An 18664-nucleotide genomic window follows, 5' to 3' on the forward strand; every position below is an offset into this window, starting at 1 on the left:
TTCTCTCCATTTTGGTTCCATGTTTCGTCCAGAAAAAACGGACGCGGCTTCTCCAGAATCGCGTCCCTGCTGGCGCTGCCGCGTCTGCCATGAATGCAAGTGAAGGACCGAAAGATGACGATGCGAGGATGGGGCGCCCTGGGAATGGGTTGTGCGCTGGCCGCCGGGTTGGTGGCGTGCAAACCGGCCGAGAAGAGGGCGGCGGCAGAGCCCGTGCAGGTCACGGTGCTGGCCTTGAAGCCCGAGGCGGTCACCGTGCGCGAGGCGCTTGCCGGCCGCGTGGCGGCTGTCCGCTCGGCGGAGATCCGTGCGCAGGTGGGTGGCATCGTCCAGCGCCGGCTCTTCGAGCAGGGCGCGGACATCGCGGCCGGACAGCCGCTCTTTCAGATCAATCCGGCCCCGTTCCAGGCCGATGCGGACATGGCCGCGGCCGCCTTGCAGCGCACCCAGGCCGCATGGCGGCGTGCGCAGGCACAGACGGCCCGGCTGGAGCCGCTGATGCGCGAGGGCGCGGTCAGCCGCCAGGATTATGACGACGCCGCCTCGCAGCGCGACCAGGCGGCCGCAGAGGTCGCCCAGGCCGAGGCGGTGCTGGCGCGCCGTCGCCTGGACCTGCGGTTCGCCCGGATCGATGCGCCCATTGCGGGCCGCATCGACCAGGCGCTCGTCACCGAAGGCGCTCTGGTGGGGGCGGGCGATGCCACGCCCATGGCCCGCATCCAGCAGATCGACAAGGTCTATGTGGATGTGCGCCAGCCGGCGTCGGCACTGGAGGCGCTGCGGGCCGGTGGCGCGCGCCTGCCCGTCCGCATCCTGCGGGCCGACGGGCAGCCCTATGCCCTGCACGGCCGGATCCTGTTTTCCGCCCTCCAGGTGGACCCCGGCACCGGCGACGTGCTGCTGCGCATCCAGGTGGACAACCCCGAGCGCCAGTTGCTGCCGGGCATGTTCGTGCGCGCCGAAGTCGTGAAAAGCCAGTACGCCGATGCCTTGCTGGTGCCCCAGCAGGCCGTGCAGCGGGTGGAGGGCAGGGCGCAGGTATGGCGGGTGCAAGAAGGCCATGTCGCCCAGCCTGCCGAGGTGCAGCTGGGAGAGGCCATCGGGCCGGACTACCGCGTTCGAAGCGGGCTGGAGCCTGGCCAGCGCGTGGTGGTCGAAGGCATCGAGCGACTCACCGCCGGTGCGCAGGTCGCACCGAAGCCTTGGCAGCCGTCGGCATCGGCATCGGCCTTGCGCGCCGGCGCGCATTGAGCGGGCAGGGAGTCAAAGATGCCCCAATTTTTCATTCGGCGACCGGTGTTCGCCTGGGTGGTGGCCGCGTTCATCGTCCTGCTGGGCCTGATCGCGCTGCCGCAACTGCCGATCGCCCGCTACCCCTCGGTGGCGCCGCCCGCGGTCACCGTGTATGCCACGTACCCGGGTGCGACACCGCAGGCCATGAACGACTCGGTCGTCAGCCTGATCGAGCGGGAGCTTTCCAGCGTCAAGAACCTGCTGTATTTCGAGTCGTCGGTGGACACCTCGGGTTCGGCGCAGATCTCGGCCACCTTCAAGCCGGGCACGAACCCGGAGCTGGCGCAGGTCGATGTGCAGAACCGGCTCAAGGCGATCGAGTCGCGCCTGCCCCAGACGGTGCGCCAGAACGGCGTGACCGTCGAATCGGCCACGTCCAGCTTTCTGCTGATCGTGAGCCTCGTGTCCGAGGACGGCCGCCACGGCGAGCTGGCGCTGAGCGACTATCTCGCGCGCAACGGCGTGGAGGAGCTGCGCCGCATCGAAGGCGTGGGCCGGGTCCAGCTTTTCGGGGCGGAGCAGGCCATGCGCATTTGGGTGGATCCGGACAAGCTCATTTCATATGGGCTGTCGATGAACGACCTGTCCACCGCGCTGTCCCAGCAGAACGCACAGATCGCACCCGGCCGCGTGGGCGATTCGCCCAGCCTTCCCGGCCAGCGCGTGACCATTCCGCTGACGGTGCAGGGCCAGTTGTCCACGCCCGAGCAGTTCGCCGCCGTGGTGCTGCGTTCGAACCGCGACGGCTCCAGGGTGGTTCTGGGCGATGTGGCGCGTGTCGAGCTGGGGGCGCAGTCGTACGGCTTCGCCACCCGCGACGATGGCAGGGCGTCGGCCGGGGCCGCGGTGCAGCTTTCGCCGGGCGCCAACGCCGTGCGCACTGCCGAAGCCGTGCACCAACGCCTGGCGGAGCTGGGCCGCGCGTTGCCGGCCGGCATGCGCTACACGACGCCCTTCGACACGGCGCCCTTCGTGAAGATCTCGATCGAGAAAGTGCTGCACACGCTGCTGGAGGCGATGGCGCTGGTGTTCATCGTGATGTTCGTGTTCCTGCAGGACGTCCGCTACACGCTCATTCCGGCCATCGTGGCACCCATCGCCTTGCTGGGCACCTTCGCGGTCATGCAGGTGGCGGGCTTTTCCATCAACGTGCTGACGATGTTCGGCATGGTGCTGGCCATCGGCATCATCGTGGACGACGCGATCGTGGTGGTGGAGAACGTGGAGCGGCTGATGGCGACCGAGGGCCTCGGCCCCCGGGAGGCCACCGCCAAGGCCATGCGAGAGATTACGGGCGCCGTGGTGGGCATCACCCTGGTGCTGACGGCCGTGTTCATTCCCATGGCGTTCGCCAGCGGCTCCGTGGGGGCCATCTACCAGCAGTTCGCGCTGTCGATGGCGACCTCCATCCTCATCTCCGCATTCCTTGCGCTGAGCCTCACGCCTGCCCTGTGCGCCACGCTGCTCAAGCCTGTGCAGGCCGGTCACCACGAAAAGCGCGGCTTCTTCGGCGGCTTCAACCGGCGTTTCGCCCGCCTGACCGATGCCTACGGCAGGCAGGTCGGCGGGCTGCTGCGCCGGCCGGCCCGCGTGATGGTGGGCTTCCTCGCCATCGTCGCCCTGCTGGGCTGGGCGTTCGTGCGGCTGCCTTCGGCCTTCCTGCCAGAGGAGGACCAGGGGTACTTCATGACCTCCTTCCAGTTGCCGGCCGACGCCACCATGGAGCGCACGCTGGACGTGGTCAAGGACTACGAGGCGCATGTCGCCGCGCGGCCCGGCATTGCCACCAACCAGACGGTGATCGGCTTCGGCTTCTCCGGCTCGGGACCCAATTCGGCACTGGCGTTCACCATGCTCAAGGATTGGCCCCAGCGGGGCGGAGCCACCGCGCAGGACGAGGTCTCGCGCGCCCAGCAGGCCATGGCCCACATCAGGGAGGGCACGGTGATGAGCCTGATGCCGCCGGCCATCGACGAGCTGGGCACGTCGTCCGGCTTCACGATGCGGCTGCTGGACCGCTCCCACCAGGGGCATGCGGCCCTCAAGGCGGCCGAAGCGCGGCTCATCGCGCTGGCCTCCGGCAGCCCGCTGCTGGCCAGCGTGTATGCCGACGGATTGCCCCCGGGTGCGAGCGTGCGCCTGGACATCGACCGCCAGAAGGCCGCGGCGCTGGGAGTGCCGTTTTCCGCGATCAGCGACACCCTCTCGGCGGCCTTGGGCTCGCTGTATGTGAACGACTTTCCCAACCGGGGGCGCATGCAGCAGGTGATCGTGCAAGCCGATGCCAAGGCGCGCATGCAGCTCGGCGACGTGTTGAAACTGCCTGTGCCCAGCGCCAGCGGTGGCATGGCCCGGCTGGGCGAGGTGGTGACGCCGGTGTGGACCGAAACGCCGCTGCAACTGGCCCGCTACCAGGGCTACCCTGCCGCGCGCCTGTCGGGCAGCGCCGCGCCGGGCGTCTCCAGCGGCGCCGCGATGGCGGAAATGGAGCGCCTGGCCCGGCAGCTGCCGCCCGGATTCGCCATCGCCTGGCCCGGGCAATCCCTGCAGGAGCGCCAGTCGGCCGCGCAGGCGCCGCTGCTGATGGCGCTGTCGATGCTGGTGGTGTTCCTGGTGCTGGCCGCGCTGTACGAAAGCTGGTCGATTCCTGCGGCCGTGATGCTGGTGGTGCCGCTGGGCCTGATCGGCGCTGTGGCGGCCGTGCTGCTGCGCGGGCTGCCCAACGACGTGTTCTTCAAGGTGGGACTGATCACGGTGATCGGGCTGTCGGCGAAGAATGCCATCCTGATCGTCGAGTTCGCCAAGCAGTTGCGCGAGCAGGGCCACGGGCTGGTCGATGCGGCCGTGACGGCGGCGCGGCTGCGGCTGCGGCCCATCCTGATGACCTCGCTGGCGTTCGCGCTGGGCGTCGTTCCGCTGATGCTGGCGACCGGCGCCAGCCAGGAAACCCAGCACGCCATCGGCACCGGGGTGTTCGGCGGCATCGTCACCGCCACGGTGCTGGCCGTACTTTTCGTGCCGGTCTTCTTCGTGCTGGTCGTGGGCTTGCAGGAACGCTGGCAGCGCCGGCGGCCCGCGTTGCCCGCTCCGCCGCAGGCCGATACCGAAGGGCGGGCCTGACTGCCCGCCAAACACGCCTGGCGCTTCGGCCGGCCCTTGGGCGCCTGAGGCGCAATGGCACATGGAGGGGTGGATTCGACCATCTGTGCATGGCTTCGCACCAGCGCACCTGACGGTTCACCGGCTGGGATTTAGTGGTGCCCTTTGCCGCATCCAACTTCCAGCACGCGCCCAGCATGATCACCCCACCCTCAACGGGAAGCGCCCCCAAGGGCGTGGAGGACACCCGGAGATCCGACAACCAGACGCCACAGCCGCCAACGAACCGCAGTCTTCCTGCCCCCAAGGCCGGCCACGCGTCGCTCCTGCTGGAGCGAAGACGGCTGAAGCTGGGCGAGCGGGCCGGGGAGGGGTTGCGGTTCAATGCGCAGCTTCCCGCGCTGGGCGACCGCATGGCCGGGGGGGGCAGCCCCCGCTCGTTGCCAGGGAGCGGCAGCCCGTTGTCGACGCCGCGGTCCAGCCCGGGCGATAAGGCGTTTCCCAGCCCGCCCTCGATCCTTGCCTCCCTGCTGGACCCGCCCACGCCGGTTTCCCGCCATCGGACTTCGGATCCATGGAACGCGCTCAGCGCCCTGGGAAAGGAGCGAAGGTTGCAGAGCATGAAGCGTTCGACCAGCCCGGGCGTGGTGCTCAGCCCGCGTCTGGTGAACGAGTTGAGCCAGCAGGGTGGCATGCCGGAACGGATGGAAAGACTGGCCGCATTGAAACCGGGTGCAGCGGAAATCAGCAATGGGTTTGCCGCCATTGCGCTGGAGCCCTCGTGCGAGGGATTGCCTCAGGCCGCGCATTGCATGCAGCGGCTCGGCGTGGGTGCCTCTGGGGTGGCCTACGCCGTGCGACTGGCCGAGAACTTCTGGCGCGAGGGCAAGGACTGCGGGCGGGACTTCGTGTTCAAGGCGATGCTGTGCACCGACCCCGGCCACCCGATGTCGCGCAGGTTTTTCGACACGCTGCCGGAGGGCGCCAACAGCCTGGCCGACGCGATCGAACAGGAGAAAGCCAAGATCTACAAGGAATTCCAGGTCGCCGCATCCCTCGGAGAAACCGCTCAGGTGATGCGGGTGTATGGCCTGGTTCAGATCGACGCCCTGTTCGGGATCTTGCTGGAGAAGATCGAAGGCCCCGCGGTCCACCAGGTGATCGACCGATCCCGCCACGCCCTGGACCAGGGGTTCATCAGGCCGGTGGACTACCTGGCCCTCGGGCGGCAGATGTTGGCGGACGTCCTGATCGGGGCTTCCCGGTTTGCCGACGAAGGCTTGGTGCACCAGGACATCTCGCACAACAACGTCATCTACGACGAGCACCAGAAGATGTTCCGGCTGATCGACATGGGTCTGGGCCGCGAGGAGGGCGAACCCAGCCAATTGGGCACTGCGGGCTACTTCGAAATGCGGCCATCAGCCAGCCACCACAAGCGCGACGTTTACAGCGTGGCCCAGTTGCTCGTGCATTTCCTGAAAACGCCGGCCCGCGCGATGGGGCTGATCGGCCTCAGCAATGCCTCCTCGGTAGAGACCTTTCCATTCATGGATCCGTTGAAGACTTTGCCGGCACAAAGCAAGGAGGGCATCGTGCAGTTCTTCAACCGCATGGTCACCATGCGGCTGGACGAGCGCCCCAGTGCCGAAGAACTGTTGCGTGACCCGTTTTTCAGCGAACTGCCGCCACGAGACGAGGTCCATGCCATCTATCAGCGATCGAAGCGCCCGGCTTGAAAACACACTGCCGAACGCATTTCGGCAGATTCACTGCACCAACGTGGGCCCCGATACGGGATGGGATGGCCTCCGGTCATGGCACTGCGGTACACCGGCGGCGGCTGGCCAATTGGCTGCCAGACCGCCATGTCTGCAATTGCTCCGGCACCCCGTGCAGACGCTGGCTGCAGTACACGTCCAGCCAGCTTAGATGCGAATCGAAGGCAAAGATGGCCACCCCTTCCTTGCGCTGCAGCAGGCCGACGAAACCGCGTCCGGCCTGGTCCTCCTGCCGCGCGACGGTATCGGGAACCAAGGTGAACGCCCCCAGCGAATACAACCGGTATCGCTCACGCACGGCGGCATTGCTGAACGGCGGGTAGACCGCCTCGAACGGGAAGGCGGCGCCCCAGACCACAATCGATCCCGACGGTAGCGAATCCAGTTCTCTGCGCGCCTGTTCGTCCTTGTACTGCAAGGCTTGCCACAAGCCGACGGCCATCCAGGCGCTCAATACGGCAGCCACCATCACCGTGGCGAAGACGACGGGGCGCCGCCGATGGCGCTCAGCACCGTCGAAGAGCAACGGCGCGACGGCCAGCAGGGCCATCAGCGGCACATACACGCGCAGGACGCCAGGCCGGCCGAGCAGCCCCATCATGAATACGGCCGCGATGCACAGCAACCAAGTGGCGGCCACCTTGCGATTCGGCAGCAGCAGGCCCAGCAAGAACGCTGCGGCCAGCGAGACCCGAAGATCCGGCTGCCACAGCGCGCGGATTCCTTCCCAGCCCGAGGCCAGCGCATTGGTGCGCAGCGCCAAAAAGCCGACATCGGCCAGCATGGCTTTCAAGGCCATGGGGTCGGCCAGGCGCGGGTCGGAGAAGAACCAGTTGCCCACCAAAGCCAGATCGTTGGCCGTGTAGCCGTGCCGGTCAAGGATCTCGGGACGGGTGATGAGATGTTGTCCAGCGCCGAAATCGGTGAATGCCGCCCGCACCAGATTCAGGTCGTTGAAATCCTTCCATTCCGGCGCCCTGTAGGCCTGCCAGTCCAGCCATGCGGCAGCCAGCAGGGCCAGGGCGAGCACGGCGAAAGCCCAGCGTGGCGCTTGGCCTCGTGCCAGCGCACGCCAGGGCAGCAGGGGCAGAGCGACCAGCATGACCAGCATGCATTCATGGCTGCGCACCATGGCGCTGAGAAACAGCAGGCCGACGCCCAGCCACAGCACCGGCATCTGTCTCGCCTGGGCGTACACGTTCAAGCAGATGACGGCGGCAACTGCCATCAAGCCCGCATTGACCGTGAACTGGGGGAGCAGCAACGGCCGGACCAGCAGGAAAACGAGCACGCTTCCCCCCAGCCACCAGCCGTGTCCGAGGCTCCGCAGGCCGTACAGCACGGCCGTGCCGACCGCAACGAGAACCGCGAACGTCGCCACCACATAGCCGCTGATGCCGCCCAGCGAAGGGATGAGGCGCACGATGTGGCCCCAGACCACATTGGAAAAAATCAGGTTCGGCGAGCCGCTGGCGGCCATGCCGTAGCCGTGCGCCACCATCGCCATGCCGACGTCGTCATTGGTCTCCCAGCGTGGTGGATGGGTGGCGCACAGTGCCAGCACCGCCAGGGACACGGCCAGCAACGCGCCCAGCCACCAGCGGTGTGCGACGGGGCGCGGCTCAGCCACGGGCTTCATTCGGCACGCACCAAGGCGTCCGTGGCGGGCCGGACAGCCGACCGCCCGGTGAACGCAGATGCAGACCGTTCAAACGCCGGGGATGCACCCATGGTGCGTTCCGCCAGGCACGTTGTCGATGCGCTGCACGGTCGGTGCCACAGCACGCGGCGTTGGGTCGAAGCAGAAAAGTCATATTTTCTCAATGGTGGGGGCGGCACCGCCGATGCCTTCGAACGCCAGTGTCCGAGGCTCGGCAGCTGCCTTTCAACAGTCGCAATCGCAGGATGCGGACGGTGGACGGGCCAAGGGCCAGCAGCCTCTCAGCGCACCGTCAGCGCATCGATGGCCAGCAGATCGTCCTGCGACAGCGTGCCTGCCGCCTGGCGCAGCTTGAGCGTGCCCAGCAGCACGTTGTAGCGCGCCTGGGCGAGGTCGCGCTTGGTCTGGTAGAGCTGGCTTTGGGAGTTGAGCACGTCGATGTTGATGCGCACGCCCACCTGGTAGCCCAGCTGGTTGGCCTCCAGCGCGCTCTGGCTGGAGGCTTCGGCCGCCTCCAGGGCGCGCACCTGGCCCTGGCCGGACTGCACGCCGTAGAACGCGGCGCGCGTGGCCTGCGCCACGGTGCGGCGGGCGTTGTCCAGGTCGGCCAGCGCCTTGTCTTCGAGCGACAGGGTTTCCTTCACGCGGTTCTGCACCGAAAACCCCGCGAACAGCGGCAGCGTGAGCTGAACGCCCACGGTGGTGTTGTTGGTGCGGGAGTTGACGTTGGGAATCGTCGGCGTGCCCTTGGGGTTGCGCGAGACGCTGTAGCCGGCCTGCAGGTCCACGGTGGGCAGGTGGCCGGTTTCGGCCTTCTTCGTCTCCAGACGGGCCACGTCGAGCGCGATGGCGGCCTGGCGCACCTGCGGCTGCAGTTCTTCAGCCGAGCGCACCCAGGTGCCCACGTCGGCGGGGGCGACCTCGGGCAACTGCACCGGCTGGGCCAGCGGCTGCGGCGCCACGCCGGGGCGGCCCACCACCTGGTCGAGCGCCAGTTGCTTCACACGCAGGTCGTTGTCGGCGGCGATCTCCTGGGCGACGACCAGATCGAAGCGCGCCTGCGCCTCGCGCGAATCGGTCACGGTGGAGGTGCCCACCTCGAAGTTGCGCTTGGCCGATGCCAGTTGCTCGGCCACCGCGGCTTTCTGGGCCTGCACGAAAGTGAGGGTGTCGCGCGCGGCCAGCACGTCGAAATACGCCTGGCTGACCCGCACGATGAGGTCCTGCGCCACGCCTTCGAGCTGGGCCTGCGCAATGTCGATGCCGCGCTGGCCCTGCTCGAAGGTGATGCGGTTGGCCGGGCGGTACAGCGGCTGCGAGGCGGTGAGGCCCACGCTCTGGCTGGGGGCACTCAGGTCCACCGGCGGGCGGTTGACTTCGGTCTTGGCGTAGTTGGCCCCGGCGGAGAGGCCGGCGCTGAGCAGCAACCCGGCCCGGGCCTGCTCGGCGCGGCTGCCGGCGGCGTCGTACTGCGCCTTGGCGGCCTGGAAGGGCGCGTCATAGCCGCGCGCCATCTCCACCAGTTGGGACAGGCTCTGGGCCTGCGCGCCGAAACTGGCGAGCGCAGCGGCCACGGCCAGGGACAAGGGAATGCACCGAAGCAAGGTCGTCATGAACGTCTTTCAGGAAAAGGAAGGCGTGGCGCCCCACGCTGCCGGGCCCGATGCCGCGGCCACGGGGATCGATCAGTACCGGGGGACCGCCGCGTCGCGCTCGTGCGACCAGGCATCGATGCCGCCGCTGATGTTGGCCACGTGGTCGAAGCCCTGCTGGTCGAGGTAGTTCGCCACGCGCAGGCTGCGCACGCCGTGGTGGCACAGGCAGGCGGTGGGGCGATCGCGGTCCAGTTCGGCCAGGCGCGAGGGCAAATCGCCCATCGGGATGGCGGCCACATCGAACCCGTCCTCGGCGGCGACGCTCGCGGTCTGCAGCTCCCACGGCTCGCGCACGTCCAGCACCAGCGGGCGGGCACCGACGGGGGTGGCGGCGAGCCACTCGGTGAGCTGGGCGGGGCGGACGTGGTCGATCATGCGGATTCCTGAGAAAGACGAAAGGGGATCAGAAGGTGAAGCGCGATGGCTCGGGGAAGTGCAGCAGGCGCGGGGCGATGGTGTCCCACGGCTGCGTGGTCTCGAAACGGTCGCCGGTGCGGCGGATGAACGTGGCGCGCATCATCGGCTCCTGGCCCACGACGGCGGCGAGGCGGCCGCCTTCGCTCAGTTGCGACAGCAGGGCCTGCGGCACGTCGCTCACCGAGCCGCTGAGCACGATCACGTCGAAGGGGCCTTGCTCCGCCGCACCCTGGGCGCCATCGGCCTGTCGCACCTCGGCATTCAGCACGCCGGCGCTGCGCAGGTTTTCGCGGGCGAATTCGACCAGATCGGGCTCGATCTCCAGCGCCAGGACCTGCGCGGCGCGGTGGGCCAGCAGGGCCGCCATGTAGCCCGAACCGGCGCCGATCTCCAGCACCCGGTCGGTCGGCTTGACCTGCAGGTCCTGCAGCAGGCGGGCTTCCACGCGCGGGGCCAGCATGCACTGGCCCAGGCGCTGGGCCAGTTCGTTGGAGGCGTTGAGGGGGATCTCCATGTCCATGAACGCCATGCTGCGGTAGGCGGGCGGCACGAATTCCTCGCGGCGCACCACGGACAGTAGGTCCAGCACGTCGGTGTCCAGCACATTCCAAGGTCGGATCTGCTGCTCGATCATGTTGTAGCGGGCCTGCAGGATGGGATCGCTGATGTTGGCGGACGTGTTCAGGGGCATGTTCATGGGGTTACTCCGGGCGGGATCGTGGATCGGGTCAACCCTCGATTTTAGGGGCCGCAGGCGGCGCGGCCACCGGCACGCAGAGCCCGCACAGGAGGTTGTCCACCTGCGCGGCGATGAAGCGCTCGGGCGTGAGCCGCTCCAGGTCGGGCATGCAGGCCGTAGAGTGCTTCCACATCGTCATGAAGATGAGCGGCGCCAGCACGACGTGGATGCCGCAATCCATGTCGGGCACGCGGAACTCGCCCCGGTCCACGCCGCGCTGCAGGATGCGGCCGATGAGCCGCTGGCCGGGCTCGACCACTTCATTGCGGTAGAACGCCACGATGTCGGGAAAGTTGTTGGATTCGCCGAGCATCAGCTTGGTGATGCCGGAGGCGGGCGTGGCGCCGATGCGTTCCCACCACAGCTGGTAGGCGTAGCGCAGCAGCTCGGCGGTGCTGTGGGGGTACTGGTCGATCTCCAGGTCCCATTCGGGGAAATGGCGGCCGATGTTCTGGCGCACGACTTCCTTGAAAAGGTCTTCCTTGCTGGGGAAGTACAGGAACAGCGTGCCCTTGGACACCCCGGCGCGGGCCGCGACCTCGTCCACCTTGGTGGCGGCGTAGCCCTTCTCGACGAAGAGCTCCAGCGCGGCGTCCAGCAGTTCGCCCGGCCGTGCCTCCTTGCGGCGCTCGCGCTTGGAGGCCTCGGTGGACGGCAGGGGGGCGGGGGAGGGGGACGAATTCATAATTAATGACTGACTGGTTAGTAATGTAGCAATCCCGCAGAGCAGCGTCAACGCGGTGGGACTTCCATAATGGCCCGATCGCCACTCCTACCCTGTAAGACCATCCCATGACACTGCAAACCATCACCCTGGGCGGCGGCTGCTTCTGGTGCACAGTAGCAATCTAGCTCTGTAACTCGTTGAAAATAAACAAGAAAAATCACCGTAGTGCAACTGTCACCTAATTTGTAGTGCAATCGGGGTATGGGGCTTGCCCCATGACAAGCGGGGTCCTTGGGGGTCCTGTCTTCCTCTTGATAAACAGGGGAGGTCCTCTCCCCCTCGTGTAGAGGGGGCGGGGGGGTTAGCGGTCTTTTGGACTTCTATCAAATCTAGTTCTTTCTCTACCTTTTGTTTTTTCACTTTCTTTGTTTTGCTCAATAGCTTTTTCCAGTTCTTTTCTTTGAAGCTCTGCTAGTTGTTGTTGTAGCTCTTGAAGTTGAAAGCCTAAAGATAAGAACTGACTGAAAACTTGAAGTCTGTTGGGATCTTCTTGCTTCATTGAAGAAAGTTGAGCCTGTAAGCTTCCTAAGCTTGCTTGAAGCTGTGCAATGCTGTTGTGTAGCTGTTCCCTTGTTGAGCCTGAAAAACTTGCTACAGATTTTGATGAAATTCCTTTAGGCTTGACTTTTGACAATTTTGCAATATTCTTGAATATTGAAATTTGTCTTGTTGTTCTGTTGTCAAGATTGGCTGATTTGCTGTGAAGCAAGTCGGCCTTTTTTGTTTCTGCTGGTTGATTTCTCATTGATTGAAGTCTTGCTTCATTGAAGCCAAACTTCTGCTGTAGTTCTTTATTCCAATTTTCTTGAAGCTTTGATAAGTCGTATTCTTTCTTTGTTTGTCTGCTGGCTAAGCTTGCTAAGTCTTTATCTTTATAGCTTGCATTGTCTCCAGCTAATTTTTCAATCTGTTCTTTTCTTTTTGAAAAATAGTCTCTTTCTTCTTTATTGATGCCAACTATTCTAGACAAGCCTTTTTCATTGAAAATGGTCTTGAGTCCAAGTTGTTGTTCTAGCTCTCTAGCAATTGACTTTTGAAATATGTTCCCAAGATATTTCTGATTTTTAAATAGCTTGCTCACATCGTTTGCATAAGCTTTGCCTTTAGCATTAAAGCTCACAGGCATGAGCAAGTTGTGATAGTGATCTTGAGGGTCCAGCTCTCTGCTTGTTGAATGATGAAAAGCTCCAAAAACTGAATTTGTCTCAAAATTCTTTGTTGTTACTCCATTTTTTGTTTCTCTGACTGCAATGAATTTCTGAGCTTCTTGTAAAGTTTCTTTGACTGCATTTAGAGTAATTTTGTCTATCGTTTCCGCTAATTTTGGATAAGCCGCTTTTAAGATTGATAAATCTTTATTGCAAGATAAAGTTAAATCGTAAGTTCTATGTTTGCCGGTCTGATAAGTAAGATTTTTTCCATTCGGCGACTGTCCTTTAAATAATTTGTTGTACTCATCTATCGTTAGCTCATCTTTTAGTCCTAGAAATTCTTTAGCAGAGCCAAGCCAAAACCCTTTACTCTCTTTGTCGTAGTAGTTTTCTTTTTCTCCGTGCTCGTTGGTGTAGTAGCTACTATTTTTTGATTGTTTTATTCTTAGCATTTATTTTCTCCCTTTTAGTTTTTTTAGTTTTTCCTCTGTTGTCAGAGTGTTGGTGTTTTTTGTAGGTGGCTCTATAGCCTCTAGAACCTCTACCGTAGTATTTAGTAGCCCTATGGCATGGCTTGGGTCAGCGAGGCTTGTAAGAGCCTCTAGGCCGATTTTGGCTATCTCGTTGCATTCTTCTTTAGAAGAAGAGCTTTCAGCCGATGGCTGTTCTAACTTCGTAGTTAGATTTTCTTCAAAATCTACAGAGAATTGAAACCCGTCTTTTTCTTGCAAAGTTTGGCTTTGTTCAATTTCTTTGCTTGCAGTATTTATAACAATCTCTTTACTTTCTTTGTTCTTTTGCTTGAAAGTATTTGTTATAAATTTCTTGTTGATTGCTTTGCATTGTGCTTGCCTTTGTGCAATTATTTCTTTGCCAAATTTTTTGAATGGGATTTTTACTACTGTGAAAATTGGATTTTGAACTGTCTTTATGCAGACAAAAACACCTGTTTTGTCGGGGCCTAAAATATTCTTTAGAATTAAAGGGTCATTTTTTATGTCTCTTTCTTGTGTTCTCTCTGATGAGCTTTGGCCATCTTTATTAAAGTTTGCAGATTGTGAAGTCTCAATGACTTTGTAAGAGCCTAAAATATTCTCGTAGTCTTTTACATCATCTGTGGCCATTCTGCAAATTACAAGATTTGGAAATGTGGAAAGAAAATCATTGGCTAAGTCTTTATTCTTTGTGAAATGAAGTGCTTGAGTTCTTCTCTGTAAGCAAATTACTAGCCTAATGCCTGCTTGTCTTCCAAGATCATTTAAGCCATTGAACTTGGGTATATCTAAGAATTTTGCAAATGAGTTGAATTCATCAAGAAGAAATCTAAACTCTCTATTTTTCAATGTCTTTGAAAAATTCAGGTATTCACTATCTAATAAGAATGCTGTTGCAACATTGACAAAGCAGGCAACAACAGAGCTTGCAATGCTTTCGTAGGTTGCATCATTTCTAATGATGATGTGTTTGTATTTTGTTTTTCTGTATAAAAAGTCTTTGATGTTTAGTCTGCTTTTTTCATCGTGCCAAAAGTTTGAAATTGATTGCCACTTTATGATGGTTGGAACACAAGAGCCAATAATTCCATCCACCATGTTATTTCCATCTTTAGAAATTAAGTTTCCTAATGGTGGGTAGAATTCTTTGAGATTGTGAAAGTCTTCTGCTGTTTGTTTTGAGTAAAATTCTTGACAAATATCTAGCTCTTGCCAATTTTTTTCTTTTTCTTTGCAGAGCTTTAAGCAAATGGCTTTAATGACTGCATAAGATGTTTCATACCAATAACTGTCTCCATCGGGTTTGGTTCCGTGAAAAGAAACAATAAATAAATTCAAGATTGCATCTTGCTTGTTCTTGTCTTTGTTAAAAATCATGCCCCCAAAGTCAATAGCTTTGGTCTGTTCTAACCACGGTGCAATCACTGCAATCTTTTCCCCTACAGACAAATATTTGTCTGTGTAGTCGCCCTTGGGGTCGTGAACAATTGAGTAGCTACTGGCTTGAATGCTGGCTTCGTGGTAGCGGTCCAATGTGACGGTCTTACCGCTACCTTGCTCTCCAGTTATCAATGTGGCCACTTCGACGGCCCTCTTAGATAGCTGAACCTGGTCAGTGAGCTGTAGAGCCTTGGGGCTTGGCTCATAGCTGTTGAACTGCTCTAAAGCTGTCTCGTCGTAGACAAGTCGCGGACTGTTCAAGTCTTTTATCTTGAGTCTCTGAAATGGCTTGACAAACTTGATTGCTGGATAGCTTGCAATCATTGTTGAGACAATGATGTAAAAAGTAAGCTTGTCTTTTATTTTCAGAGCTTCTCTGAACTCATAGTCTTGTGCTTTGAAGAACAAGAAGAATAAAAAAGTGGAGAAGGCAAAGCCTACGATGAACCAAAAAAAATGTTGGTCTAGATAAGTTCTATAGTCTTCGTTTGAGATTTGATAATCTGTTTTTCTTGAACGAGCATAGAGTATTTTTCTTTTAGTTATCATTTTTTAACTCGTCTATTTTTTGATTTATCTCCAAAAGAATCTCTGCAAGTGTTGCAAAGTTATCTTCAAATTTCTTGTTGCTTTCAATTTTCTTTTGCTCTTCAAAGAAAAGTTCAAGTGAAGTTTCCACTAAATATGTCAGAGAAATATTTTTCTCTTTGACAAATTCTTGAGCTTTCTTGTGAAGAAAGTAATTTAATCCAGCCGATATTTTTATCTTGTTTTTATTTTGCATATGTATTCCTATGTTGCTTATTTATAGTATTCTAAAAATACTAAAAATCAAGTCTTCATCGGAATACTTTTAAAATCTCTTGAAAGGATTGTGGGATAAGGCTTTAAGTGGAATACTAGTTCTGTCTTAGAGTTGTTTTGTATTCTTCTCGTATTCCGTAGAAAAAGCCTAGCTTTCAGAGTGAGCAGAGCTCTAAATGCAAGCCCGTAGGGGTTGCGACAGGTGTAAAGGTATTCTGTCTTGCCCTATGGGGTGGAATACGGTCTTTCCCTTGGCTCAAAAAACAAGTGTTACTTTTACGGGGGTAAATTGAGAAAGATAAAAATTCAGAAGAGAAAAAAGAAAAGGGCTACATTTCTGTAGCCCTTTTTTATTATCAATTTACTTCGTCTATGTGTTGACTTCAATCTTGATGCCTTCTGATTTTGGCGAGAGTTGTACATCATTCCAAGTTTCATATTGTTCTAAATCTGTGATGCCAGTCTCTAAAAATTTGATTGCATTTAGAAATTGTAGCTTCGCTTTTTTGCATCGTTCTGTCTCAAGTTCACTTTGTTTTATGTTCTTGAAATCGAAATCTTTTGGTCTTTGAATGTAGACTTTTAAAAATGGCTTGTCATTGAATTGAATAAAGTAAACTAAAAATTGTTTATTGATGTTCAAGTAAACTCTTTCTTGATTAACAAACTCATTGCTGATTTTTGAGTAAGTTGCATTAATTTTCTTGTCAGTTAGTCTTGTTTGTAGTTCTTGTAATTTCATATTTTCCCTTTTCTTTTTCTAGTTGTTTTGTAATTCTTGTGTATTCTTGATTGAAGTCATGATGATTTATTTTATCATCTTTGAGAATTTTCTTTAATTCTTCGTATAGTTTTTCTTGCTCGTTGCTCATGATTAGCCTTTAAACATCATGTACACAAGAGCTAGTATCATTCCAGCAAATAAGCTAAAGAAGAAAAATCCGGCAAGCTTTAGCTCTGTCTCCGCTTGCGGTCCGAAGTCATAGACCTTTTTTTGTTTTCCAATTTCTTTCATATCGTCCCTTTATAAAAATTTGTTTAAATTCTGAATTGCAAACTCTGCAATAGCTATAAAGGCCCATAGCAATGCAAGTGCTGTTGTATCAATAATAGTTTCTTTATCCATTCTTCTTTTCCTTTCTTTCAATGAATTCTTGTAGTGCTTCTATCATCGTGTAAGTTCTTGATTTGTTCTCGTTGCTTGCAATCTCTTTTATTTCTTTGTAGATCGCTGTTGGTAAATCAAGTCTAAATGATGATGACTCTATAAACTTTCTATCTATTTTCTTCATTTTCTCTGCCTCCTTTTTCTTGTACAGTTATACAGTTATATCAAATCTTTTTCTTCTTTTCAAGTTTTTTGTCTTTTATTTCTAATTTATTTTCTATAGAGTTTTTTCTTCTCTCTTTTATTTCTCTGTCTATTTCGGTATCTAGCTTTGAGTTGAAAGTATTGGCATTGATATTTTCAAGATCAAGAGAATTCAGATAATCTTTATTTTCATCAAATGCTTTGATGATAAAGTGATGCTCATATACTTCAAAATATTCGTCTAAATTTTCAGGTTCCTCAACAATTTTGAGTGCCATCAGAAAAAGAAAAGTAGGGCTTTTCTTGTCGTTAATTTGTTTTTGAAATTCTTCTAGTTCGTGCTGCTCTAATTTTTCTAAGTTCATTTTGCTTCCTTTAATTGATTGATTTTTGTCTAATAATCTTTGCTAGTCTTTTGCTTTCATTAACTAGCTCTTGTAAGGTGTCCCATTTTATGCATTTGATAAATGCATCAAATTGACAGGGATTGATTGATAAAATGGGATAGCTTTTATCTTGATGAACATCGTATGCTCTGAAATAACATTGAATGCTATTGTTGAAAACTTTGTTTCTTAAGCAATAATTTATTATTGCAAATTCAAGATTGTGAGTGCATTCAATGTTGTAGTGACTGCAAATGATGTGGCTAAATTCGTGAATGAATGTATAGCTGTAGTCTGTATTTGTTGCTACATTGAATTTAATTTGATGTTGATAGTCTTCATTGAATTCATAAAAACTTTGGTCAAAGGATGCGGTGGCAACGAATTGAGAATTTTCATCATCGTTAAAAATCAAGAAAGTTTTATCTAATAAAACTGCCTCTTCTTTTGAAATAAGTTTTTTTACTTGGCTTTTTATTTTTTCGTAGCAATCGCTGGCTGATAAGCTTTCTGCTTGCTTAAGTATTGTTTTGTTGTTCATCTAGTCTCTTTCTTTGTTGTTGTTTATATCTTTCTACTATCTCTTTATTTTTTTGAATGTGCTGTGCAAAGGGGTCAAATTCAGGCGGGTCAGCGAACGGGTCTAGCTGGTCTATTTCCTCCCGCCAGGCTTGAGCCTGTGCGAGTTCTACGGCTGTGGGTTGTCTTGTAGGTCTATTCTTGATGAGTTCATCTAAAGCCTGCTCCTTAGCCCCAGTAACAGGAGAGGGGGTAGCTAGTGGCTGTATGTTGAAAGTGCTGTAGAACTCGTTTGCTCGTCTTCTATGTACATTGAAATGAAACTCTGCCTCATTGTTCTGTACATAAGAAAAAACCTCTTCTAATGTCTTTAGGTTTTCAGCAAACTCTGCTTGAACCAAAAGAATTAGAAGAGGTTTTTTATTGTGTGTTTTGATTAAATTGTTTTTCTCAAGCTTGTTTAAATAGTATTTTGCTGTCGTAGTGTCAATGTTCTTGTTCAGTGCTTCGCTCAAGTATTTTGCAACATCATAGATTGTGAGTTCTTCAAAAACTCCAACAAGTCCGTTTTTGAAAGTTTGTTTTCCTGATAGATAAAAATATAGGGTGTAGCTCGCTAGGCAATTTAACTTTGCTAAAGCTGTGATTGTTGGATGACTGATTGCTACAAATCTATCTCTTATTGTCTTGTTGTTTATATTGTTCATTAATTTTCTGTTGTTGTTATATAACTGTACAGTTAAATAATAAAAAATCAAGAGCAAATTGCAATTTTTTCGTCCCGCCTCCATTTTTTTATTCTTAATACAAAGAATACAGTTGTCTACGACAATACTAGTCTATGTCTTTGGATATTTATTCTGGAATACAACTGTCACTCTTAATATCAACAATGCACGAAAGTAGTGTATAAAAAATTTGTCAACCCCTTTGAAACCCGCATAAACAAAGGGTTTGAGCATTTCTTAAATAGTGTATAAAAAAAGTAGCGGGGTGTATGGATTGGTGTATAAGACTTTTCTCAATCCTCTTGAAAGCCTTTATTCATGCGGGTTTTACTGTTTTATGAGTAGTGTATACAAGGTGTATAGAAAAAACATCATATAAATTCTTTGATTGTTCTTGTGTCGCTGTGCGAAAAGATGTTCTTAAAGAAAAAGCTGAACTAAGCAAGAAAGATTTAGACG

Annotated in this window: 17 protein-coding genes; 3 read left to right on the top strand and 14 right to left on the bottom strand. The window is 55.2% G+C overall.

Going from position 1 to position 18664, the window contains the following annotated elements; translation table 11 throughout:
• Positions 1–114 precede the first annotated feature (114 nt).
• From AVTE2539_RS19395 to xopAU, 3 genes are all read left to right on the top strand, one after another.
• Positions 115–1251: an efflux RND transporter periplasmic adaptor subunit gene (locus tag AVTE2539_RS19395; RefSeq protein WP_284413133.1), complete on the top strand. Its 1137-nt coding sequence runs from the start codon at positions 115–117 to the stop codon at positions 1249–1251.
• An 18-nt stretch (positions 1252–1269) separates the two neighbouring features.
• The gene (locus AVTE2539_RS19400; protein ID WP_284413136.1) at positions 1270–4413 is read left to right on the top strand and encodes a multidrug efflux RND transporter permease subunit; all 3144 of its coding nucleotides are present in this window, start codon (positions 1270–1272) and stop codon (positions 4411–4413) included.
• 176 nt (positions 4414–4589) lie between these two features.
• A complete protein-coding gene (gene xopAU / locus AVTE2539_RS19405; protein WP_284413138.1) occupies positions 4590–6131 on the top strand; it encodes a XopAU family type III secretion system effector serine/threonine kinase in 1542 nt (513 codons plus the stop codon).
• A 76-nt stretch (positions 6132–6207) separates the two neighbouring features.
• On the opposite strand, the gene AVTE2539_RS19410 is transcribed toward xopAU, so the two are convergent.
• The 14 genes from AVTE2539_RS19410 to AVTE2539_RS19475 all read right to left on the bottom strand — a co-directional run bounded on the left by AVTE2539_RS19410 (position 6208) and on the right by AVTE2539_RS19475 (position 18184).
• Complete coding sequence (locus AVTE2539_RS19410) at positions 6208–7803, bottom strand: hypothetical protein (RefSeq protein WP_284413140.1); 1596 nt, start codon at positions 7801–7803, stop codon at positions 6208–6210.
• 311 nt (positions 7804–8114) lie between these two features.
• A complete protein-coding gene (locus AVTE2539_RS19415) occupies positions 8115–9446 on the bottom strand; it encodes a TolC family outer membrane protein (RefSeq protein WP_284413142.1) in 1332 nt (443 codons plus the stop codon).
• A 72-nt stretch (positions 9447–9518) separates the two neighbouring features.
• Positions 9519–9863 (bottom strand): rhodanese-like domain-containing protein, encoded by a 345-nt coding sequence (locus AVTE2539_RS19420; protein ID WP_284404158.1) that lies wholly within the window; start codon positions 9861–9863, stop codon positions 9519–9521.
• A gap of 28 nt (positions 9864–9891) precedes the next feature.
• Positions 9892–10602, bottom strand: coding sequence for a protein-L-isoaspartate O-methyltransferase family protein (locus tag AVTE2539_RS19425; RefSeq protein WP_284404160.1), 711 nt, complete (start codon positions 10600–10602; stop codon positions 9892–9894).
• A 31-nt stretch (positions 10603–10633) separates the two neighbouring features.
• On the bottom strand, positions 10634–11329 hold the full coding sequence (locus AVTE2539_RS19430; protein ID WP_284413144.1) for a TetR/AcrR family transcriptional regulator: 696 nt from the start codon (positions 11327–11329) through the stop codon (positions 10634–10636).
• Between the two features lie 343 nt (positions 11330–11672).
• Positions 11673–12974 (bottom strand): MobF family relaxase, encoded by a 1302-nt coding sequence (gene mobF / locus AVTE2539_RS19435; protein ID WP_284413147.1) that lies wholly within the window; start codon positions 12972–12974, stop codon positions 11673–11675.
• Entirely contained in the window at positions 12975–15005 is a 2031-nt protein-coding gene (locus tag AVTE2539_RS19440) for a type IV secretory system conjugative DNA transfer family protein (RefSeq protein ID WP_284413149.1), read from the bottom strand. It abuts the gene before it with no gap.
• Positions 14995–15240 carry a hypothetical protein gene (locus tag AVTE2539_RS19445; RefSeq protein ID WP_013802247.1) on the bottom strand — a complete coding sequence of 82 codons (246 nt, stop codon included), beginning with the start codon at positions 15238–15240 and terminating at the stop codon, positions 14995–14997. The genes AVTE2539_RS19440 and AVTE2539_RS19445 overlap by 11 nt, the downstream gene beginning before the upstream one ends.
• A 390-nt stretch (positions 15241–15630) precedes the next feature.
• Positions 15631–16002: a hypothetical protein gene (locus AVTE2539_RS19450; protein WP_284413154.1), complete on the bottom strand. Its 372-nt coding sequence runs from the start codon at positions 16000–16002 to the stop codon at positions 15631–15633.
• A complete protein-coding gene (locus tag AVTE2539_RS19455) occupies positions 15968–16132 on the bottom strand; it encodes a hypothetical protein (RefSeq protein ID WP_284413156.1) in 165 nt (54 codons plus the stop codon). The genes AVTE2539_RS19450 and AVTE2539_RS19455 overlap by 35 nt, the downstream gene beginning before the upstream one ends.
• Before the next feature lie 246 nt (positions 16133–16378).
• The gene (locus AVTE2539_RS19460; RefSeq protein ID WP_284413158.1) at positions 16379–16552 is read right to left on the bottom strand and encodes a ribbon-helix-helix domain-containing protein; all 174 of its coding nucleotides are present in this window, start codon (positions 16550–16552) and stop codon (positions 16379–16381) included.
• A gap of 40 nt (positions 16553–16592) precedes the next feature.
• Positions 16593–16937, bottom strand: coding sequence for a hypothetical protein (locus tag AVTE2539_RS19465; RefSeq protein WP_284413160.1), 345 nt, complete (start codon positions 16935–16937; stop codon positions 16593–16595).
• 10 nt (positions 16938–16947) lie between these two features.
• Positions 16948–17499: a hypothetical protein gene (locus tag AVTE2539_RS19470; RefSeq protein ID WP_284413162.1), complete on the bottom strand. Its 552-nt coding sequence runs from the start codon at positions 17497–17499 to the stop codon at positions 16948–16950.
• Positions 17477–18184, bottom strand: coding sequence for a hypothetical protein (locus tag AVTE2539_RS19475; protein ID WP_284413164.1), 708 nt, complete (start codon positions 18182–18184; stop codon positions 17477–17479). Before AVTE2539_RS19475 ends, AVTE2539_RS19470 begins: the two co-directional genes overlap by 23 nt.
• Positions 18185–18664 lie beyond the last annotated feature (480 nt).

Origin of the sequence: Acidovorax sp. SUPP2539 (genome assembly GCF_030158975.1) — a bacterium.
Lineage (GTDB): Bacteria > Pseudomonadota > Gammaproteobacteria > Burkholderiales > Burkholderiaceae_C > Paracidovorax.